Origin of the sequence: Shewanella sp. CG12_big_fil_rev_8_21_14_0_65_47_15 (assembly GCF_002783505.1) — a bacterium.
In the GTDB taxonomy this organism is placed as follows: Bacteria; Pseudomonadota; Gammaproteobacteria; order Enterobacterales; family Shewanellaceae; genus Shewanella.
In genome coordinates, this window is the sequence record NZ_PFGL01000070.1 from 1 (window position 1) to 22,409 (window position 22,409).

Annotated in this window: 18 protein-coding genes and 1 tRNA gene; 6 read left to right on the forward strand and 13 right to left on the reverse strand. The window is 46.8% G+C overall.

Translation table 11 applies throughout. The features are described from left to right. Positions 1-217: 217 nt before the first annotated feature. The 5 genes from COW15_RS19730 (at position 218) to COW15_RS19750 (ending at position 3,212) form a co-directional block, all read left to right on the forward strand. A tRNA-Met gene (locus COW15_RS19730) sits at positions 218-294 on the forward strand. A 417-nt stretch (positions 295-711) separates the two neighbouring features. Further along, positions 712-996 carry a J domain-containing protein gene (locus tag COW15_RS19735; protein WP_293635301.1) on the forward strand — a complete coding sequence of 95 codons (285 nt, stop codon included), beginning with the start codon at positions 712-714 and terminating at the stop codon, positions 994-996. 25 nt (positions 997-1,021) lie between these two features. Continuing rightward, positions 1,022-1,546, forward strand: a complete 525-nt coding sequence (locus tag COW15_RS19740; RefSeq protein ID WP_293635303.1) for a hypothetical protein — start codon at positions 1,022-1,024, stop codon at positions 1,544-1,546. Further along, the gene (locus COW15_RS19745; RefSeq protein ID WP_198780310.1) at positions 1,546-2,304 is read left to right on the forward strand and encodes a hypothetical protein; all 759 of its coding nucleotides are present in this window, start codon (positions 1,546-1,548) and stop codon (positions 2,302-2,304) included. Before COW15_RS19740 ends, COW15_RS19745 begins: the two co-directional genes overlap by 1 nt. An 11-nt stretch (positions 2,305-2,315) precedes the next feature. Further along, on the forward strand, positions 2,316-3,212 hold the full coding sequence (locus tag COW15_RS19750; RefSeq protein WP_293635306.1) for a hypothetical protein: 897 nt from the start codon (positions 2,316-2,318) through the stop codon (positions 3,210-3,212). 154 nt (positions 3,213-3,366) lie between these two features. On the opposite strand, the gene COW15_RS19755 is transcribed toward COW15_RS19750, so the two are convergent. From COW15_RS19755 to COW15_RS19805, 11 genes are all read right to left on the reverse strand, one after another. Further along, on the reverse strand, positions 3,367-4,053 hold the full coding sequence (locus tag COW15_RS19755) for an exonuclease domain-containing protein (RefSeq protein ID WP_293635308.1): 687 nt from the start codon (positions 4,051-4,053) through the stop codon (positions 3,367-3,369). Next, the gene (locus tag COW15_RS19760) at positions 4,054-5,901 is read right to left on the reverse strand and encodes a DUF294 nucleotidyltransferase-like domain-containing protein (protein ID WP_293635310.1); all 1,848 of its coding nucleotides are present in this window, start codon (positions 5,899-5,901) and stop codon (positions 4,054-4,056) included. Positions 5,902-6,043: 142 nt separating this feature from the next. Beyond that, positions 6,044-7,780, reverse strand: a complete 1,737-nt coding sequence (locus tag COW15_RS19765) for a sodium:solute symporter family protein (protein ID WP_293635312.1) — start codon at positions 7,778-7,780, stop codon at positions 6,044-6,046. A gap of 11 nt (positions 7,781-7,791) precedes the next feature. Further along, the gene (locus COW15_RS19770; protein WP_293635314.1) at positions 7,792-8,058 is read right to left on the reverse strand and encodes a DUF4212 domain-containing protein; all 267 of its coding nucleotides are present in this window, start codon (positions 8,056-8,058) and stop codon (positions 7,792-7,794) included. Positions 8,059-8,393: 335 nt separating this feature from the next. Continuing rightward, on the reverse strand, positions 8,394-9,014 hold the full coding sequence (locus tag COW15_RS19775; RefSeq protein WP_293635432.1) for a thiol:disulfide interchange protein DsbA/DsbL: 621 nt from the start codon (positions 9,012-9,014) through the stop codon (positions 8,394-8,396). A gap of 104 nt (positions 9,015-9,118) precedes the next feature. Beyond that, on the reverse strand, positions 9,119-9,985 hold the full coding sequence (locus COW15_RS19780; RefSeq protein ID WP_293635316.1) for an SDR family NAD(P)-dependent oxidoreductase: 867 nt from the start codon (positions 9,983-9,985) through the stop codon (positions 9,119-9,121). Between the two features lie 57 nt (positions 9,986-10,042). Continuing rightward, positions 10,043-11,248, reverse strand: coding sequence for an HD-GYP domain-containing protein (locus COW15_RS19785; protein WP_293635318.1), 1,206 nt, complete (start codon positions 11,246-11,248; stop codon positions 10,043-10,045). Between the two features lie 236 nt (positions 11,249-11,484). Continuing rightward, positions 11,485-11,964, reverse strand: a complete 480-nt coding sequence (locus COW15_RS19790) for a DUF2919 domain-containing protein (protein ID WP_293635320.1) — start codon at positions 11,962-11,964, stop codon at positions 11,485-11,487. Positions 11,965-12,146: 182 nt separating this feature from the next. Next, positions 12,147-14,204: an NAD-dependent DNA ligase LigA gene (gene ligA / locus COW15_RS19795; protein ID WP_293635322.1), complete on the reverse strand. Its 2,058-nt coding sequence runs from the start codon at positions 14,202-14,204 to the stop codon at positions 12,147-12,149. Positions 14,205-14,294: 90 nt separating this feature from the next. Continuing rightward, positions 14,295-15,344, reverse strand: a complete 1,050-nt coding sequence (gene zipA, locus COW15_RS19800) for a cell division protein ZipA (protein ID WP_293635324.1) — start codon at positions 15,342-15,344, stop codon at positions 14,295-14,297. A 23-nt stretch (positions 15,345-15,367) separates the two neighbouring features. After that, positions 15,368-18,805 carry a chromosome segregation protein SMC gene (locus tag COW15_RS19805; RefSeq protein WP_293635326.1) on the reverse strand — a complete coding sequence of 1,146 codons (3,438 nt, stop codon included), beginning with the start codon at positions 18,803-18,805 and terminating at the stop codon, positions 15,368-15,370. Positions 18,806-19,026: 221 nt separating this feature from the next. Here COW15_RS19805 and cysZ point away from each other — a divergent pair, with 221 nt between their 5' ends. After that, on the forward strand, positions 19,027-19,806 hold the full coding sequence (gene cysZ / locus COW15_RS19810; protein ID WP_293635328.1) for a sulfate transporter CysZ: 780 nt from the start codon (positions 19,027-19,029) through the stop codon (positions 19,804-19,806). A 124-nt stretch (positions 19,807-19,930) separates the two neighbouring features. Here cysZ and COW15_RS19815 read toward each other — a convergent pair whose 3' ends face one another. Continuing rightward, a complete protein-coding gene (locus COW15_RS19815) occupies positions 19,931-21,052 on the reverse strand; it encodes a beta-ketoacyl-ACP synthase III (RefSeq protein ID WP_293635330.1) in 1,122 nt (373 codons plus the stop codon). Then, on the reverse strand, positions 21,049-22,260 hold the full coding sequence (locus tag COW15_RS19820) for an RDD family protein (protein ID WP_293635332.1): 1,212 nt from the start codon (positions 22,258-22,260) through the stop codon (positions 21,049-21,051). Before COW15_RS19820 ends, COW15_RS19815 begins: the two co-directional genes overlap by 4 nt. Positions 22,261-22,409 lie beyond the last annotated feature (149 nt).

Here is a 22,409-nt window from a genome sequence, read left to right on the forward strand (position 1 = left end):
CATGGTAGCTCGTCGGGCTCATAACCCGAAGGTCGTTGGTTCAAATCCAGCTCCCGCAACCAATCTAATATAGATTTATAAATAGAAACAGCTCATCGGGCTCAACTCCTTATAAACAACTGGCGAAGGTCGTTGCTGATTGAGTATAAGTAATCCAGCTCCCGCAACCAATTCTAAGATGACAGAATTAAAACAGTTATCAACAGTATTAATCGGACGCGGGATGGAGCAGCATGGTAGCTCGTCGGGCTCATAACCCGAAGGTCGTTGGTTCAAATCCAGCTCCCGCAACCAATCTAATGTAGGTTTATAAATAGAAACAGCTTGCCGGGCTCAACTCTTTATAAACTACGGGCGAAGGTCCTCTGCTCAAATCCAGCTCCCGCAACCAATCTCTTGATAAAGAGAACATAACCAGCATAGGCTGTTTTTTTGTAGCTAAAATTTACATTACTTCCGACAGTCCCCCTGACTAGATCAACATACTCGCTCGTCGGGCCCAACGCTTAATGGCTCCCATAAATCGCCTTATTTTAAAAGCACCACTAAGCCAGCTATTAGTCTACAAATAGCCACTCAGGTGTTTGCCGCCCCATAAGCATTTCTGCTATGATCCAGCGCTGACTAATCATAATTCCACAAAATTTAAGATAATCAGATTTAAACCCTTTTTATCTCGCGATATCAGATCCATCGCCTGCAGGTACAAGTATGATTAACCATTTTAGTGTGCTCGGCATCAAACCCAGTGCCAAAGAAGACGACATTAAAAAAGCCTATCGACGACTCTCAAATAAATACCATCCAGACAAGTTGTTAGGTGCCTCTGAAGAGGAAAAAGAACAAGCATCGCAGCAACTCGAACGCGTTAAAAAAGCCTATGAAGTGTTATCAGATCCCAAGCTTAGAAATGCGTTTATCAAAGATTTCAATAACGTGATTGTGACAGATCCCGCTAGTGCCATGCGCGAACTATGGGATCAATTTTACCCTTGAACGTTTCATTTTAGAGTATTGCCACATGGCCAAAAAACTGAATATCTCACGCATTAATGAGCTGAAAAATAATGCCTACGACAATATCGAGTCCTATGATGACCCAGATACTCCTAAGGCATTAGAACAATTTACGAGCCAAATCAAAAAGGTATTACAAGCCGATCCAAAAATGTTGGATTCAGTGCCTGAATATCTCCCCGTTGCGCTCTACGGTCGAGTGAAGTTTCCAGCCGATGCCAAGCTGAAATGGGCACACTGGATAAACACGGCCACCCAACCCGAATGGAATGAGTTTAAGGTCACCATTGGCTTTAATAATGCCGATCTGCCATTAGTTTTGGCCGTACGAGCCTACTCAGAAGATTTGCTTATTGAAAGCTGCGCTGTTTTGTATTTACTTGAAAACCAAGGTAAAGCAGCACCTGCACCTAAGCATAATGAAGACGATGAAGATGATGACAACGACTATGTCGGTCATTCCGATGACGACGATGAAGGTGAAGAGGAAGATGGCTACTACGATCACTATGATGATGAGGACCGCTAATGAATACTAGTCTCATTGAGATAACCGTTGCCGAAATAAAAGAACTGGCAGACGTAGAGCCAAAACAAGCGAGCAAACGTTTCGAACTCATCGCCACTACTATGAGTGATGAGCAATTGGTTGAAGTCATTGAACAGATGGATATAGTCACTCTGACTCAAATTAATAGTCACCATGATATCTCCTGCCCTTCAATCATGTCTGAACTGATGACCCCAGAGCAAATCCGCGACATAGTGTGTCAGCAACCTTTGTACTGGGAAGAAAAAATTAAAAACAACGCTGAAGAACTCATACAGCATACCTTTGATTTTTTAACCTATTTAATCCGCATTCAAGATAGCGAAGAAAAACAAACCGCCATTTTAGAATGCATTGCCGACGATCCTGCAGGCCTCTTCTACCTGTCTATCCCCTTTATCGAAATGATGTTGGGCGAACAACACCAAGACGATGATGGCTTTACCGATCTCTATGATGACGAAGAAGACACCGACACCGTCGGCTATGATAGCCGCTCTAAGAGTGAAGAAGCCCACAGTTTGAGCATAGATGATCCCCGCAGTCTGATGGCGCTTATCCATGAGCTGGCACCCGATGTCGAAAAAGCCATCAAAAACCTGCTGCGCAACGAAAGCTCAGGCTGGGAAATCATCATTAGCAAGTTCGTCAATGAACTCGTCATACAGGCCAAAGAGAAAAACCAAGTGGCGGATGAATACGCAGAAGTCGATGATATGTTTAGCTTTTTGGATTAAGGAATCTTTTGATGCAACTGGTACTGCGTGATGTAGATCAGGGACCATACCTCAGTAAGGTATTGATCCAAGGCCAAGCAGACGAATCGCTGAGCGGTGAACAGCTGTCACAAATCAAATCCAAAGCCATTTTGATGAGTCTCAAACTGGCCGACAAGTTCTATAACAAGTATAAAATGCACTTGCTAGAACAAGCGGCCCACGATGTGATTGGTGTTGTAAGTCTAGGTTTAATGGAACTTTCTCATCAAGATCAACAACAAGCTATACGTCTACTGACAACGGCCGACGGTGTTGTTAAATGCTTCCAAAAGGGCTGGAGTATGCTGAGCACTGTGAGCAAGCATAAACTCGCCAGCGGAAAATCGCTCTATGGTGATGTTGACAAGTTCCTCCTTGAACAAGTCTCTAGCCCTCCAGATGCCGAAGAGTGGCAGGGTTTTGCAGCCTACCAAGAAGCGCTAATCGAGTACCAACGCCAGCAGTCGATCGCCGCCTTAATGGCACAGTTTTATATGCAAACACAGTACGATCCCTTGGACTTTCTCAACCTTGAAAGCGTATTAGCCGAAGCAGTGTTATACAGAATGTTGTTTGATAATGCGAAAGTCAGGCAGGATTTGAAAAAGAGAATAGCCAAAGTAACACTGTTAGATGAATGGTTTAGCCTTGAGCACATCGAACTTCAAACCCAGAGGGCATTAGCTGAGCTACCCGCAGAATTAGCTGAAACCATCAGTAAAGATCTCGGTAAAAACTTTGCCCCCGCCCTACTTCGCACCCTAAACTTTGCGAAAAGCTACCGCGAGCTCTTACTCGATGGCGCTTCCCCCGAACGTCTAGAGCGATTCGAGCACAAGGAAGGTCTTATCGGCCTTCTCGGCTGGCCGCTGTATATCGTGTTTTAATCTTGGCGGTTTTTAACTTGGAGTACAGGGCTCGATAAACCCAGTACTCCTTTTATCGCCAATGCTTTATTTAAGCGTCACTTTTATTTTAAATAATTCAGCAGGTATTTAGAAAACCTGAAGGTACCTAGAAAAGCGAAAGGTACTTGAAATATCAGAAGGATTTTTCAAGTAGATCAACAACGTTAAGCTGCCTTGCGCCCCCCATTGCCGCGATTTGAGCCAATAGCAACTCGGCGCAGGCCAATGCATCCGTCAGCGCGCTGTGGGCAGAGTATACAGGTAAGCCATAGCGTTCACGGCAGGCCCCAAGGCGCAAGCTGCCTTCTTTGATGACAGAATGCTCCCGCAGCAAACGCAGCCTTTCAACCATAAGGGTATCAATCGTCGGCAACACCACAGGCTGATGATAAATAGCGAGCATGTCATGCTGTAAAAAACGGCAATCTAAAGGTGCATGGTGTGCAACGAGTATTCTGCCGCGGGTACGGCTAAGAAACCACGCCATGGCTTCTTCAATACTGACAGCTTGTACTAAATGATTATCGAGAATGCCATGAATAGTCGCACTCTGACCGACACTGCCACGAATTTGCACCAATTCCTGCTCCGCACCCGCCAATGGAATGGCCCCATGCTCGATAGGCACAAGACCAATACTCAAAATTTGATCGCGCACGGGATCGAGCCCCGTCATCTCTAAATCCATTGCCATCAGTGGCGCTTCGGATAAGGGCATATCCAATAAGGGCATTAAGGATTGGTAATAATCTTTAAATAGCCGATGCTGACTGCGTAGGATGCGCCATTTAAGCTTGGCTCTTACCCTCAAACTGCCCATTTAAAAGCTCCGCATAAACTTCATTTTCATCCCAGACTGAGCATCGTGCACCACCTTAAAGGCATCCCTTAATTGGTGCCGCACTAATGAGGACAAATGCGCGGGTAATAAATAATTGCTCAGAGGTTGCCCCTGAGTATGTTGGTAACCCTGATTAGCTAAACGCATATGGGCGATAAACTCATGGGCATCGGCCAAATTCAGTGCATCCTTGCGATTCAGAATATTCGCCTCCATTAAGGCGCGAATGCGTTTAGCCGTATTCACTTCTTTAATGCCTGCCGATAACGCATAGACACGGGCAATATCATTGATTAAAGCATTACCTTTATGTTTTAAATCAATACCTTTAACTTCGCTCCCATCACGCTCGAGCACAAACTTGCGAAAGAACCCTAGGGGCGGAGACTCAATCAGTGAGTTACCCGCCATCCCCGCCAGAAATATATCGTTATCGCGGGTTTGGGCTAACACTTTATCCTGCAGAGCATCGAACAGGGTTTGCGGACCGTACACTGAGCGCATATCGAAAAAGATACTGGCGTGCATCAGCGCCTTGGGTTCTGGTGTTATCACCCATTTTTCAAAGACCTGCTGCCATTGCAGCAGTGACATTCGCCACTGTGGATTCTGCGCCATAATATTGCCGGGACAGAAAATATAGCCACACTGGTCAAGCCCGGCACACACGGCATGGGTGAGTGCATCAAAATACCCCTTAGCGTAATCGTCCATTTCTTCAGCGACTAACAGGCCGTTATCTTGATCTGAACAGGCGGCTTGATCCTGTCTGCCCTGAGAGCCAAAGGCTAACCAACAAAATGCCATCGGGGGCTCACCCAGCAATTGCTGATTGAGTACAATTAAGCGCCGCGTCAGGGCATCGGTAACCGAAGTTAATACTCGACCAATTTCTTCGGCTCGTGCATCGGCGCTGATTAAATTTTGCAATAACAGGGGGATTTGCTTGCTCACATTAATTAAGCTCGCAAGATCCTGCTGACGTTCGATTTCACCAATCAACAGCAAAGGTTGTGAGCCCTGACCACGTAAAATATCTGTGCTCGTGACCATGCCAATCGCTTTACCCTCATCAATAATTGGCAAATGGTGAATATTGTGCTCACTCATTAGCAGCATTGCTTCAAAAATCAATGCATTAGATGAAATAGAAATGGGTGATACTGTCATCGCTTGATGGACGGCTAAATGGCCATCGAGTCCAGCGGCCAACACCCGATTACGCAAATCCTTATCGGTTAAAATGCCAACTAACCTGTGATTATCTATGACTAAAAGCGAGGATACGCGGGCATTACGCATCAGCAGGGCAGCTTGGGTCACACTGGCATGGGCGTCGATCATAATGGGATCGGCTGACATTAAGGTACTGATACGGCTTGTGGTCGTGAGATCTTTTGCCTTAAAACGCGCCTCGTGGCGCAACCGTTTTGCGAAGGCACGGGTAAAAAACTTATCAAAACTTCGGCTATCGCCCCTCAATTGATCAAACAAAATCTGGGGTAAATGGTAAACCAAACCATCCTCTAAAATAGCGACCTTATTGACGACTTTCTCACCCGATAATAGGGTTGAAAAACCAAAGAATTCGCCCTCACCGACCCTATCCACCAGCACACCTTCGGGATCGCGCACCTCAAAGGCGCCGCTGCGCACTATATACAATTTAGGTGCATTAGCATCAAAGGTGACATAACGAGAAGCTTTGCTGTAATACCCAATGGTGACCGCCTTAGCACAACGTAAAACAGTCTCATCGGCTAATGTATCAAAGGGAACAATGGATTTTAAAAATTGCACAACGGGCTGTAATTCACTGGCATTCATTGGCAACACCTTATTTTTAGGTGGGTTTATCTTCACTATAACCTGCAATAATCCTACACCATATTCGACGAAAGTCAGTGAACCAATAAAGACAAAAAGAGCGCCTAAGCGCTCTTTTCAACTCGATGATAATACAGACTAACTAGTGACCGCTTGCTTCGCCAGAACCTTTAGGGAAACGAATAGACTCAACCATTTCCTGTACATGTTGTGGTGTCGCTGTGGTCACTTTACTGACAAGCGCAGCAACCGCAAAGTTAACCACCATACCCACCATACCAATACCTTCGGGTGAAATGCCGAGGAACCAGTTTGCAGGCACGTTAGCCGTTGGGTCTACAAACTTGAAGTAGATGATATAACCCGCAGTGAACAGTAATCCCGTTAACATACCGGCAATTGCACCTTCTTTGTTCATGGTTTTAGAGAAGATACCCATGATGATGGCAGGGAACAGTGACGATGCCGCAAGGCCGAAGGCAAAGGCCACTACCGCAGCCACAAAGCCTGGAGGGTTCACCCCAAAGTAACCCGCAATCACAATACCGATACCCGCAGCAAGTCTTGCAAACATCAGTTCTTTCTTGTCAGAGATATTTGGCAGTAGGTTCTTCTTCAACAGATCGTGTGAAACCGAGGTTGAGATCACCAGCAATAAGCCCGCAGAAGTCGATAGGGCTGCGGCTAAACCACCCGCTGCCACCAAAGCAATGACCCAAGCTGGCAGGTTGGCAATTTCAGGTGTTGCGAGTACGATGATATCGTTGTCAATTTTCATTTCGTTAGGGCTAGCCGCATCTTCGATTTTGCCTTTGGCATAATAGATTTTGCCGTCACCGTTTTTGTCATCCCACTTGATCAGGCCGGTTTTTTCCCAGTTTTTGATCCAATCGGGTGCAGTCTCATAGGCGACGCCTTTTTGATCTGAACCATTAATGGTTTCGATCATGTTGACGCGAGAGAATGCCGCTAATGCAGGTACAGTGGTATACATAATCGCGATAAAGACCAGTGCCCAACCCGCAGAGATACGCGCATCTTTCACCTTAGGCACAGTGAAGAAACGCACGATAACATGGGGTAAACCCGCAGTACCCACCATTAAGGCGCCAGTAATACAGAACACATCGATCATGCTCTTAGAACCGTCGGTATAGGGCGCAAATCCCAGTTCAGTCGACAGATTGTTAAGTTTTTCTAACAGGTATACCCCTGTATTATTACCCGCAGCATCGATCAGCTCAGCACCGAAACCAATTTGCGGAATAATGTGACCCGTCATCATCACAGACAGGAAGATTGCAGGCACCATAAAGGCAAAAATCAACACGCAGTATTGGGCAACCTGAGTGTAGGTAATTCCTTTCATGCCGCCTAACACAGCGTAGAAGAACACCACGGCCATACCGATATACACACCGGTATCGACTTCGACCTCTAAGAAGCGCGAGAATACCACCCCCACACCCCGCATTTGCCCTGCGATGTAAGTAAAGCAAATGAAGATGGCACAAATCACCGCAACGGTTCGCGCCGCCTGTGAGTAATAGCGTTCACCCACGAAATCAGGCACAGTAAACTTACCAAACTTACGTAAATATGGCGCCATACACAGGGCTAACAAAACATAACCGCCAGTCCAGCCCATCAAGTACACACTACCGTCGTACCCAACGAAAGACACTATACCTGCCAGAGAAATAAATGACGCCGCCGACATCCAGTCCGCCGCCGTCGCCATGCCGTTAACCACAGGATGCACACCGCCACCAGCAACATAAAACTCTTTGGTAGAGCCTGCCCGTGACCAAATAGCAATCCCGATATAGAGCGCAAACGAGAGCCCTACGATAAGATAGGTTAATCCTTGAACACCCATTTCCGTTCTCCTTAGTCTTCTTGTACGTTATATTTTTTATCTAAGGTGTTGGCTTTTGCCGCGTAGACAAAAATAAGCGCAACGAATACATACATAGATCCCTGTTGTGCAAACCAGAAGCCTAATTTAAATCCCATGAAATGGATTTCATTGAGTACATCAACCAATAGAATGCCGCATCCAAATGACACTGCGGCCCAAATAGCTAATAAGCCTAGGACGAGACGTAAATTCTCGCGCCAATAGCCTTTTGCTTTATCGTTGTTTTCAAAACCCATAGCGACTCCCCTGTGCTGTTTTATTATTAAGTCTTGTTTAATCTAGCAACAGCTGGGGTGACCACAATCAAGACCTTAGTCTAATTTGTGAATAAGCTCACAATCGAATAATTTAAATAAACTTTAAAATCAGTTAGTTAACAAGGGCTTTACATTTTGATGGGGTTTTAATTTTTTTTGCAGGTTAGACCAATGTCGTACAGATAAGAGCCACGTTTATCAAGAGCAGCCTAATTAATGAACATAAAACAAAAAATAACCCAGCATCCGCTGGGTTATTCATCAAAAACAGGGGCAGAATGAGTTTATAAACAAAATCAATCTGGCGTTCAGGCTTATTTAGCAGCTAAAAACTTCACTAATTGTGCGAGTTCTTCTGGGCTATGGGCAGTAGAAGTTAACATATAACGTCCGTTTACGAGCAATGCTGGCACCCCTTTAAGGCCTGCCAATTCTGCTTGGGAGTCATAATTCATCACAGTAAACTTAGCGTCGACCGCATTCATTGCCGCATCCACATCATCGGCTTTGGCACCCTGTGACACGAAAAAGGCTTTAACCTGCTCTGGTCGAGTAAAGGGCTCTCCTTTCTCGTGGATTTGTTTAAAGATGGCTTCATGCACTTGCTGGGTCATTTTCAGCTTTTGCGCCACATAATAGGCAAGTTGGCTCAATTCCCAAGCGGGGCGACCCGCGCCAACCGGAGTGCGCTCAAAGGCTACCTCTTTATCGAGTAAGGCGATCGTCGATACCATTAGCGGTTCTTGTTTATAGCAATGTGGGCAGTTATAGGAGAAAAACTCCCGTAATACAGGTTGTTGCGCTTCGGTTATTCCCGCCACTGTGATGTAATCTTTGCCTTCTTCAAAGTTTGCCGCCTGTAGCGCAAAACTGGCACTCAACATTAACCCACACATCAATGCGGCCACAGGTCGAACAACATTAAATACACTCATCATACTGTCTCTTTTCGTTGGATTTGTTGTATATAGGGATTGCAACATGTCAAATAAGGCTCTTAAGATAACCTAAAAATTCAGTCTATATCTTTAACTTTTGTTCACTCACATGCCGCGAGCATAGCAAGTGGTGAAGCATATTGGTAACTGAAACCTAAATCGGCCACAATCGCTTCCCCGATAATCACCTTGCTGGGCATTGTCAGCTGATTAAACATCGGAGGCACTAGGCCTAAGGATTGGGCGGCAGCTTGATAAAATTCAGCCTTAGTGGAGTGTAAAGGTGCGCAAAGATTATAGATAGGAGCGATAGTTTTCCCCTGACAACTGGCCGCTAAAATGGTGCTCACGGCCCGTACACAATCGCTTAAATGGACTAAATTGACCGCCACATTAGCCCCTGGCACATCGGTTTTGCCCGCCAGAAAACGTCCAGGATGACGTTTAGGCCCCACCAATCCTGCAAAACGCAGGATACAGCTATTTTTTTGGGCACCAAACAAGGCTTCAGCATCTAACAAGGTTTGGCTATCTAAGGTTTCAGCGACTGCATCGACTTCTGTCATCAGCTTATCTTGGCTTGGGTACACGCCCGTAGTGCTGATAAACACTATACCTTGATATTGCCAGCCTTGAGTTAATGCGACAAGTTGCTGTAACTCTTGAAGATAAGCCCCGTTGCCACGCTTTAATCTGGGCGGAATATTCACCACGAGAAAATCGGTTTGCAATACCCCCTGTAATGCTTGCGCATCGGGTTTAACATCGGCATCTGCACCTAACTGCAATTGAAAGGCTTCAATGCCGGCATCTGTGAGCAAAGCAAGTTCATCGATACTACGCTTACAACCTGTCAGCCGATATCCTTCTTCAACCAATTGCTTTGCCAAGGCAAAACCAAACCAACCGCACCCAACAACGGCGACGCTTTTGGATTTTGCGTCCCGTTGTTGCTCCATATTTGCCATAGTCATTCCAAGGAAATCAAAATCAGCGGATAGAATACGGAACTTAACTCATAAGATTCAAGCTTGCAGCGAGCTAAAATAAAAACTAATGCCCTTATCCACCTGCAAAGTGCGGATCGCCCCCTCGGTCAACTCCTCCGCCTTAATAGCCTTTTGTACAGTGACGCCTTCATCACTTAAAAAACGCAGCGACGCTTCACTGCCATCCTCCTTACAGGCCCACACTTGGGGTTGACTCACATCCTTAGTGGTCATAATGACTTTCGCCACACTGTCGTCCGATAGTTTGACGATAGTCCCGGGGGGATAAATCCCTAGGATCTTGACCAATACGGCGATTAAAGATTCTGCATGCTTACTCGAGCGATTTTTAAATAAATACCCTAATGCGACTTGAGGAGATGAGGTTTGCTGGCCACTCAATTGCTGATCATAATCATTTGCTAAGCTCACTATTTGGGTAATGATGGGGATCTTATGACCCGTTAAACCATCGGGGAATCCAGAACCATCAATAAATTCATGGTGATGCAAAACGATATGCAACACTTCCTTGGGGAATAATCCGCTGCGGTTGAGCATGTCATAGCCAAAATTTGGGTGCATCTGCAGATAATTAGCTTCATGGGCAGTCAAAGCACCGCGCTTTCGGCGAATAATGTCGGGGACTTTAAGCTTACCAATGTCGTGAAATAAACTCCCAAGGGCAATATCCCGCAGTTCCCTAGGCGTAAGATCCAGTGCATGGCCTATCATCATCGCCAGCACAGCCACAGAAACCCCGTGCTGAGTCACACTGACATCCTTTTCATCCATGCCCACTAAGGTGAGAAAGGGTTTTTCCACTTCCTGCAGATGACCCAAGAGATCTTCGACAAGTGCGGCCGATAAACGATAAGCCCCCTCGGGATCGCTAACAATTTTACTAAACACATTACGGCACTGATTAACGTCTTCTAAAAAACGCTTCTGACTTAGGCGCATTGCCCTACGGGTATCGGCCTTAAGATCCCGCTCAGGAGGAGCCTTTGCAACTTCTTCAATATCTTCCTCTTCATCCAAGGTTTGAACATCCCCGAGATCCTCGGAAATAAGGAAAACATAGGGCACGCCTAAGCCACGGATCATTTCAATTTGAGCGGCACTGCTGATATCGACACGATTAAATAAAAAAGGGTGATTCGTCCATGACAAAGGCAACTTGACTCTCATGCCAAGTTGAAGTTCGGATAATAATAGTTTGCGTTGTTCTGCTTTTGCCACGCAGTATGACTCCTTTCAAATGCACAGAAGAAAAATGGACTATCTGTCCATTAATTCGAGGCACCTTTAAGCTAAGTACATATAACTATAGATGATTCCAAGAAATCAGTAAGCTATAAGTCAAAAAATGCTTATCAAACTGAGGGATTGCACACATAAATCTCACGGTTTCGAGCGGAAATCTGATAAATACCAAAAATAACAATAAGATAATTTACGTTCATTTGATTTTGAGCCTAGGCTTCCTTTGGCCAGTCGGCAAGATAATAGCCTAGCCGCTTCGATTTAAGCACATATAAACTGGACCAAAACAGCACTAAAGCATCGAGTGCTAGACTCCAGTGGAACAAGAATTGTCCATGGCTCAATCGCTGGCCTAATAGCAGGGCATCCACCAACAGGAGTAACCATAATCCCCATTTTAAGTGCACAAAAAGCAGTCTTGCCCATAATGGTGAACGTCGACGTTCGGCAATCACCACAAAATAGAGCAACACGGCGCCAAGACCCGCGGCGAGTGACAGTAAAAAATCGGATTTTTCAGGATAGAAAATGCGCACCAATTCAGCCCTATCATTTGCTTGAGTTAACGAGGCAATAAAAATACACCAGCCGCGGGCTAAAAATGCCAAAAGCGCGTACAAAAAAATAGGTGGCTTGATATGGCCTTTATCATCGAGCCAAGTGATGTGACTGAAATTCAAATAGGTTTCCATTAAGAAGAAGCTAAAGCAACATGTCTACTAAATGGTGCCTATTCAGTTAATTTCAATGGCGGCCTGCAATAAATGCCTTAGCTCCATAGAGGTATCTTCGTCAGATCGCTGCGGAATGTGCGATGGCACAAATATGCCTTATAGGACTTATTTGTGCTCAAATTTCATCACACTCAGAACACTTAACTCTTTGCAGCCAAAAGGGCTAGTAGTTCTGCCTCATCGACCACTTTCACACCGAGTTCCTGTGCCTTGGCCAATTTTGACCCCGCCGCCTCACCCGCCACTAAACAATCGGTATTTTTTGAGACACTGCCAGCGACTTTGGCCCCCAGCGCTTGTAGCTGCGCCTTGGCATCGTTGCGATTAAGCTGGTTTAGGGTACCCGTTAATACCCAAGTTTGGCCTTTTAGGGGTTGTGCATCCGCGCTTGGGGCTTCGATGGCAGGCCAATGGACTCCGGCTGCGACTAAGGCATCGATCACCTCAAGGTTATGGGGCTGGGCAAAAAAGTGCGCCACATGTTGGGCAACGACGACGCCAACGTCTTCCACTTCAGTTAACTGCTCCACAGTGGCGCAGCGCAGCGCATCTAAACTGGTGAAGTGGGCCGCAAGATTCGCCGCCGTCGCCTCACCGACTTCACGGATCCCCAATGCATATAAGAAACGCGCTAGGGTCGTGGTTTTAGCCGCTTCAATCGCTGCCGCTAAATTGGTTGCCGACTTCATACCCATACGGTCGAGCATAGTCATCATAGAAGCGGTGAGCTTAAACAGATCCGCAGGACTTTGAACTAACTCTTTATCAATCAATTGCTCGACGACTTTATCGCCCATGCCATCGATATCTAACGCCTTGCGAGAGGCAAAATGCTTAATCGCTTCCTTACGCTGCGCCTCACAGAACAAACCGCCGCTGCAGCGAGCAACGGCCTCACCTTCCAGACGTTCGACTAAACTGCCACACACGGGGCAATTGTGAGGAAATTCAATTTCTTTAGCATTTTCAGGGCGTCTTTCAGGGACTATGGCCACTATCTGGGGGATCACATCACCGGCGCGGCGGATAATCACAGTGTCACCGATTTTAATCCCGAGACGCTCGATTTCATCGGCATTATGCAGCGTGGCATTAGAGACGGTCACACCGCCCACAAACACCGGCTTTAAGCGTGCCACGGGCGTGACAGCCCCCGTGCGGCCCACTTGAAAATCAACCCCTTCGAGTAGGGTCATTTCTTCTTGTGCGGGGAATTTATAGGCAATCGCCCAGCGGGGGGATTTGGCCACAAAACCTAAACTTTGCTGCTGGGCAATGTCGTTAACCTTCATCACTACGCCATCGATTTCAAAGGCTAAATCGCCGCGACGAGTAAGAATGTCTTTATAGTGGTCATAGACTTGGCTTAATTCAGCGCAGACTTTGATTTCACTGCTGACGGGCAAGCCCCACGACTTAAGCTGCTGTAACTGCTCGAAATGAGTTTTAGCTAACGGGTGAGAATCCGGCTCAACGACGCCCAATGCATAGGCATAAAAGGCCAGTGAGCGAGAGGCGGTAATTTTACTGTCGAGTTGGCGTAGGCTGCCTGCTGCAGCGTTACGTGGATTGACAAACAGCTTTTCATCCTTTGCACGAGCGCGTTCGTTAAGCGCTTCAAAGGCCGCTTTAGGCATAAAGGCTTCACCACGCACTTCAACCAGTTCAGGGAAATCATGGCCACGCAATTTAAGTGGAATCGCTCTAATTGTCTTGACGTTTTCGGTGATATCTTCGCCCGTGGTGCCATCACCACGGGTCGCAGCACGTTCGAGCACCCCATGACGATATAAAATGCTCACCGCAAGACCATCGAGTTTAGGCTCACAGCAAAAACTCACCTCACCCACTTTATCGGTGACACGCCTATGGAAAGCACTAAAATCCGCTTCATCGAAGGCATTATCGAGACTCAGCATAGGTTTGAGGTGGGTGATTTGCTCAAATTTAGCCAGCGCCATTCCCCCGACACGCTGGGTCGGCGAATCGGCAGCAATATGCTCGGGAAACTGCGCCTCTAGCTTAAGCAAATGCTGCATCAACCTGTCGTACTCGGAATCCGTAATGCTCGGCGCATCATCCACATAGTAACGAATATTATGTTCGTTCAGCGATTGGCTGAGGGCCTGCATCACCTGCGGCGCATTTTCGAGTGATATATCGGCAGAAAGGAGTTTATCGAGTTGAATGTCTTGCATATTCATTATCCAGAATTCTTTAGATCACAAAAACTGAGGCCGCAATTAGCGGCCTCATCAATGTATACACCGCCAAGTTATGGCGTCGGCTTAAGCGTTAGCGCGAATACGGTGCAAATAGTCTTGTTTAGTAAACTCGCCCCAGGGTTGACGTTGACCATCGAGTACGACCGCATCAATATCATCCGCGAGCTGGCGCGCCGAGTTGAGCATGATGGAGAAATTCATTAAGGCATCGCCATAGCAAGGTAGTGTCATAAAAAACACCACGCCTTGGGTGCTAAATTGCTCCATATTATCGGGGTCGAACACCCCAGGCTTTAACATGTTTGCAATTGAAAACAACACCTTACCATTTCCAGCATTGTCCACATGGCGGTGAAAAATATTCATATCGCCATATTTAAAGTTTAAGGTTAAAAAGCAAGGCAGCAGTTCAGCGCCATTAAGTTGCTGCCCTTCTTTGGCAACCACGTGCAGAACCAACACATCACGGGGCTCACCTAAACCTTCTTCTACGGCTTCTTCGACATCTTCGTCTTGCATCTCTTCTTGATAGCCGTCTTCATCATCAAACAATGCGGTTTGAGTCGGCACTGTGGCATGGGCTCTTTGCGCTTCTTCTGCCGCTTTTTGGGCAACTATAGCGGCATGGGATTGCCCCATATGCGCAGAGTGCCCCGAGAGTATTGGCTCTTGACGCGAAGCCTTAGGGCCACGGTGCTGCTCTTTTGCTGTCGGCGACTGCAGACTAAAATCCGGTTGTTGCAGAGTAGGCTCTTGCTTAATGTCTGGCTTAATCTCTAACTTAACATCTGGATTCAGGTCTTGTTTAAACAGCGGCTTAGATTCTACTTTGACATCTTGTTTTAAATAGGGGTTAATCGCGGGCGTATCCTGGCTGGTTTCCCCCGCCTTACGCACACGTACGGCGCCAATCCCATCGGCATCAAAGCCATCGGCATCGACCCGCTTAGGCGCGCCCTCGCCTCTGTCAGCCTGTTTCTTATAAAAATTGCCCATTGGACTATCTTTTAATGACTTAGGTTGTTGTCTTCTGATAGACCAAAATCCATGCACCAGCACAGCAACTATGGCTATGGCGCCTAAAACAAACAGAACTAGTTGCAAATCTTCCATTGGTTACCCTGTCTTTCTTCTAGTTATCCAGCGTCAGCCATCGCCACCGCTTGCTCTAAATCTACCGCGACTATACGGGATACACCCGGCTCGTGCATAGTCACGCCTATAAGTTGATCAGCCATCTCCATGGTTATTTTGTTATGGCTAATATATATAAACTGTACGCTTTGCGACATTTCTTTAAGTAATCGACAGAAACGTTCCACGTTGGCATCATCTAACGGTGCATCCACTTCATCTAACATACAGAAGGGTGCGGGATTCAGCCTAAAAATAGCGAATACCAATGATAAAGCGGTTAAGGCTTTTTCACCACCCGAAAGAAGATGGATTGTGCTGTTCTTCTTACCCGGTGGCTGGGCCATAATAGTGACGCCCGTTTCCAGCAAATCATCCTCCGTCAGTGCTAAATAAGCCCGTCCGCCCCCAAATACCTTCGGAAATAAGCGCCCAAGATCTTCGTTCACCGTATCAAACGTAGTCTTAAAGCGTGTACGGGTTTCCTTATCTATCTTACGGATCGCCTCTTCTAAGGTGGCGAGCCCTTTATTTAAATCGTCATCTTGATGATCCAGATACGATTTTCGCTCACTTTGCTGTTCAAATTCTTCGATCGCGGCGAGGTTAATCGCTCCTAAGCGGATGATTTTTTGCCGTATTTGATCTAAATCACTCTGCCACTTATCGGGAGTGCCTGCTGCGGGCAAGGTATCGATAATCTGTGACAGGACAATTTTTTGTTCCTGCAGTGCCTCTAATTGACTTTCTGCTTGGCCTTTTAATCCTTCACGACGTAACTTTAACGTGCTCAGGCTTTGAGTCAAGCCCTCAAGCTTACCAAGCTCTTGTTTTTGCTTTAATCCTATACGGTTTAATGCCTCTGAAAGCGTACTTTGCTCCGTTCGTACAATTTTAAGGCCCTGTTGCTGCTGTTGTTGTTGATTAAGCAACTCGGCTAATTGCGCGCTCAATAACCCACTATTTTGCAACCCACTCTGTTCTAAAACGCTGGCAAGCTGGGCTGACAACATTTCTCGAGACTGGACTAGTTCACTGACACGGATTTGCTGTAGCTGAATTTGCTCGCTGCTGACGGCAATTCGCATCGTCACCGACTGCAAGCTAGCCCTAAGGGTCGATAACTGCCGTTCAACCTCAGTGATCCGAGCCTTTAATGCTTGATGGCGCACTAAATCCGCCTGGGCGTCCTGACTCAGTTGTTGCTGCTTTTCTAGGCTCGACTGCAGGCTCTCCTCAAGTTCGACCTCTTGCTCTTCAAGCAAGTTAAATTGCGCAGTTAAGGTGAACATCTCAGTCGCACTGAGTGACAAAGCTTGTTCAAGCTGAGTGCGTTTCGCGGCGGATAACTGCGCCTGCTCAGTTGCATTCGCCAATTGCACCTGTTGAGTTGTCTGCTCTAGCTGCAGTTGGTGTAACTTCTGCACCCCAGAGGTCAACTGTTGCCTCGCTTGATTTAAGTTAACTGTACATTCAGCTAACTGAGTTTGCAGCAGGGCAAGTTTGCTCTCCCACTCACGGATACCTTCGGCTAATTGCCCCTGCTCTTTACTGAGCTGTACTAGGGACTCGGCGTTATCTTGTTTAGCAATTAAAAAACCTTGGCCCAATAAATAGCCATCGGCGGTGACAATACGTTCATTGTCCTTAAGGTGAGGCAACATCAGTCTGGCGGATGGCAGATCCTGAGCCCATTTAAGCCCGGATAACCAAGGGGTAAGATTAACATTGGATTGAAATCTGGCCTGGTATTCGGCATTTAGCCCTATTGCTGCAGGCGGTATGGCAAAGGGCTGAAAACCAATTTCAGTCTCAAGTACCCCGACGGGTAAGTTCAAAAGGCCATTGAGGGCAAGTTCTGCGGCCGTTTCCCAGCCATTTTCAACGGTTAAACTTTGCCATAGCTGCGGTTTATCCGTGAGCTGTTCTTGTTTTGCCAGCCACTGCTCGACCAACTCAAAACGGGCTCGCATTGATGTAAGCGCTTGGGAAATTCGCTCAAAATCGATTCGAACTTGATCTAACTCTGCAGTCTTAATGCTGACTTGATGCTCAAGCTGATGATTGACTTCCACTTGCTCGGCGAGCGTGAGCGTGATTACCGCAACCGCTTGGCTAAGGGGTGTGAGTCTATCCTCCTGCTCAAGTTGAGTCAGTGTGATTAGCTCAGTCTGTTGCTCACGACTCTGTTGCTGCTTATGCTCCAACAATTGCTGCTGATGTGTAAGCTTGCTGCGACTCAGCTCAAGCTGTAATTGATGCTTTGCAACCAACGCCGTTTGCTGGCGTAAGCTTTCAGTCTGTTGTTCGTTACGCTCGACACTCATTGCCCACTGACATTGCAGCTCATCCAGCATTTCTTGCTGTTCTTCATGCTGGGGTGCCAGTTGGGATAACTCTAACTCCAATGCCCTGAGGTTGGTTTGATAGCCTTCGAGTTTATCCGTATGTTGCTGGATCTGATCCTTAACCTGGATTAACTGCGTCTCAAGCTGGGCATCGCGTTGTTTTTGGCTCTGTAATTGCTGCTCTAACTTGGCGATTTCGGTGCCCGTCAGATAATAGGCCTCGACCGCACGCTGCTCCTGTTCCGCCAACTGAGCGAGTTGTACTTGTAATTCAGTGGATTGTAACTCATCGGTTTGCGCAAGCGACTGCGCCGCGGCTTGTTGCACTTCGATGGCGCTGATTTGCTCAGACAGGTTTGCCATCTGGGCTTGCAACTCTTGATAACGCATCACAAGGAGTTCGGCGTGGGTCTTGCGCTCGGCCTGCTTTAACTCTCGGTATTGTTTGGCGGCCTTGGCTTGCTGGGCAAGCTTATCTAACTGTTTGCCTAACTCGCTACGAATATCCCCCAAACGTTCGAGGTTTTCACGGGTATGCCGAATGCGATTCTCGGTTTCACGGCGGCGCTCTTTATAGCGGGAGATCCCCGCGGCTTCCTCGATAAACGTGCGCAAATCTTGGGGTTTAGATTCGATTAAACGTGAAATCGTGCCCTGTTCGATAATGGCGTAACTGCGTGGCCCAAGGCCAGTGCCCATAAACAAATCGGTAATGTCTTTACGGCGACACTTTTGCCCATTAAGAAAATACCAAGACTCACCGTCACGGCTCACCTGACGTTTTACCGAAATTTCTTCGTAACTGGCGTATTGGCCGGCAAGACGACCTTGTTTATTTTCAAAGACCAGTTCGACCCCGGCCACCGAGACAGGTTTGCGCGCACTGGAGCCATTAAAAATCACGTCGCTCATAGAATCACCGCGCAGGTGTTTGGCCGAGCTTTCGCCTAACACCCAACGCACGGCATCGATCACATTCGACTTACCGCAGCCATTGGGGCCAATAATGGCGGTTAATGCCTGTAAAAAAGGAATTTTAGTGGGATCGACAAACGACTTAAAGCCGGCAAGTTTTATTTGTTTTAATCTCATAGTGCCAGTTAGCGCGTCTCTGAATTTTGGCCCTAAATTGGCCCAAGTAGTGCGAATATACCCTGCTGGCAACTTTAACAAAGCAAGCAGCATTTTGTAACGCTTTTTATTGAATTCATGCGGCTTTTAGCTTGTCATCTGCCCATGAGTTGCTCACAATCGCAGTTATCTTTATCTCAGGCTGTCTCTCAAGCTGTAACCCAACTTTTTGGAAAGACGATATGACACAGAAGAAAACCTTGCCCTTCCCCGCCAAAAGTGGCGTTAATTATTTTCTCGACGGTTTCGGTCTGATCCGACGCAAAGGGCTGCGTACCTTCGTATTTATTCCTTTAATGATTAACCTATTACTGTTTGCAGGCGTCATTTATGTGGCTATAGGCCAGTTAGATGCCATGTTCACTTGGATGAATGCCCAGTTACCCGAGTATTTAAGTTGGTTAAATTTTTTACTCTGGCCACTCGCCGTCACGACTATGTTAGTCATGCTCGCCTTTGTGTTTAGCTCGGTGATGAACTGGCTCGCCGCGCCTTTTAATGGCCTGTTGGCTGAAAAGGTTGAACAATTACTCACGGGCAAACCGCTGAACACAGGTTCTGGTATCGATTTAATCAAAGATTTACCCCGCATTTTGGGCCGAGAATGGATCAAACTGAAATACTATCTTCCCCGCGCACTGTTGTTTTTATTACTGTTTTTAGTGCCTATGGTAGGTCAAACGTTGGCGCCGATTTTGTGGTTCCTATTCAGTGCATGGATGATGGCAATTCAGTACTGCGATTATCCCTTCGACAATCATAAGGTCAGTTTTAAGGATATGCGCTTTGCCTTAAATCAAACCCGCGGTAGCAGTTTTAGCTTTGGCGCCACTGTAACGCTATTTTCGATGATCCCCATAGTCAACTTTATAGTAATGCCAGTGGCGATTTGTGGCGCAACGGCTATGTGGGTCGATAAATACCGCGAGGCCTACCGCAATCCTGCGATAGCACCAGAATAGTTTTGGGAACAAATCCTTACCTAAGTTAACGCTGGTGTGATGTCTATTTCTGCAAAATAACAACAGCCTCTATTGAGGCTGTTGTTATTGATATCGTGGTGAATAAACTTATTCCAAATTCAGCTTAGCACTTTTGTAGAATGATACTGCCGATGGAATATCCCGCGCCAAAGGAACTCAATAAACCTAAGTCGCCGGCCGTAAAGTCGCCGGAAAACTTATGAAACGCAATCACAGAGCCCGCAGATGCCGTATTAGCATATTCATCGAGCACCACAGGTGCCTGCTGTGGCGAAACCTCATCCCCAAGCAGTTTTTTCACCACAAACTGATTCATATTGATGTTCGCTTGGTGTAACCACAAACGTTTAAAGGACTGAGGAGTTAGATCCTGTTCGCCTAAGTGTTCATCCAAATGCTGGTAAATCATAGGCAACAGTTCTTTAAATACTTTACGCCCCTGTTGATGGAACAATTTATCGGGCTGATGTGCCGAGCTGGGATCGCAGCGATTTAAGAAACCAAAATTACTGCGGATATTGCTTGAATAATCAGTAAAACAACGGCTTGAAAGGATCTTAAATCCAGTCCCCGGCGCGACTAGGCTCTGCTCTTCGAGTACCAGTGCGGTAGCCACATCCCCGAAGATAAAATGACTATCACGGTCGCGGTAGTTCACCTGGGCCGAACAAATCTCTGGGTTGATGACGAGTACCCGAGAGGCTGAACCCGTGGTAATCGCATTGGCGGCGGCAACAATAGCGAAGGTCGCCGATGAGCAAGCGACCTGCATATCATAGCCATAACCTCGGGTGCCAAGCGCACGCTGGATTTCAATCGCCATTGCCGGATAGGCACGCTGGGTATAGGCGCAGGCAACAATCACCAGATCAATCTGCTCCGCCTTAAGATTGGCATGATTGAGCGCCATCAATGCGGCTTCAACCCCGATTTCGGCCTGCATAGAGAGATCTTCGCTGCTGCGCTCGGGGATCAGTGGCATCATCACCTCAGGATCGAGAATGCCTTCTTTAACCATCACATACCTGTGTTTAATACCCGAGGCTTTTTCGATAAATTCGCTCGATGAATAGGATAAGGCCGCGATATGACCCTGCTCAATCAACCCTGCATTTTCAAGGTTAAACATATCCACATAGGCATTGAAACTCTCGACTAGGGCTTCATTGGAAATACTGTGGGGCGGCGTAAATAAACCGCTTCCTGAAATAACAACCTGTTTCATAGGTGCTCCGAACGAGTGCTTGTTGTAAGGTGAGCAGACGTAGGATTTGCCATTGTCTGCACAGGGCTTAATCCATTTTCTACCTGTGCTTGTTGCTGCTCTAATTGCTGCTTTTTATGCATTTGTATTAAGTCTATCACGACTGTTGAGGATATTTTATCTTGGATCCCCTGCCGATTGGCATCCCAAAATATTTGCATAAAGCCTAAAAGGCCAGTGGTGAAGCCTGCAGCGTAACCACCGTAGCGTCCAAATGCGGCCCATAAACTGATGTTGACACCATCGAGTTTTATCACCCGAATGCCGAGCAGCTTTTTACCTAAGGTTTGGCCATCGAACCTTGCGGTAAAAACAGTGAAGTAAAATGCGGCCCAACCGAAGCTCAATCCCATGTCCCCCATAAAACCTTTGATCCAAGCGATAACACTATGGGTATCGGCCTCCTCTTCCCCATCGTTATTACCATCACCGTAAGTACTCTCGGGAGAATGTCCCCCTAACATGTCGACATTAATGCCATCGGTTTTTGCCGCAGGCACTTCGGCGTTTGGATTCAATGTTTTAGGCTTAAGTTTTTGATTTGTCTCCCGAACAGGCTCAGTTTGTGCTGAAATCGCAGGCCATAGAACGCCTGTCAATATTTCTGCCTGCAACTTTTGCTTGTCGATCGCCGATAACTGACTACTATTGAGGGTATTAAGCAGCATATCCCTGCGCTCCAACACCGACATAGCCGTCGTTTCACTCGTATCTTCAATGTGCCTTTGCAGTGATTGAATTTCCGTCTTACCACAGTCGTAATCTTCACAGAGGCTAAGGGATAGCAATGCTGGAAGGGACTGGACAACCTCTTTACCCACTAAGCTAGGCTCACTCGCGGTGCGGGTTGTTGCGTTAAAATTGAAGACATCGGCGGCCATACTCAGAAGCATAAAGGCCAGCATAAGTGCATAGAGCCCCCACTTAAGCATTCGCCCTATTTTGTGACTGCGTTTTTCTATCCAGATAATACCTACGACTAGCAAGACAAACATCCAATCCATTTGTTCTGCCAAAACAGTGATCACAATACCATCGATCAACATGGCTAAGGCACGCTTTAAAGGGGTTGCCAGCGGCGTATAAAGCACTGAGTCTGCAATGGCGAAGGCATAGGGGGTTACCATAGTTTTTGGGTCTTTGCCCAAGTCCGTTTGCTGTTGTTTCATGTTTGCATCTTGTCCGATACGAGTAGTAGGCTTGTTTTACGATTGAAACATCAAGAAGTTATCCTTGAGAATGCAACAATCTTTTTTATGTTAGCAAGAGGTTAACACAGTTAAACCGGCTGCCAATCTGGCTTTGCGAATAACAGCAT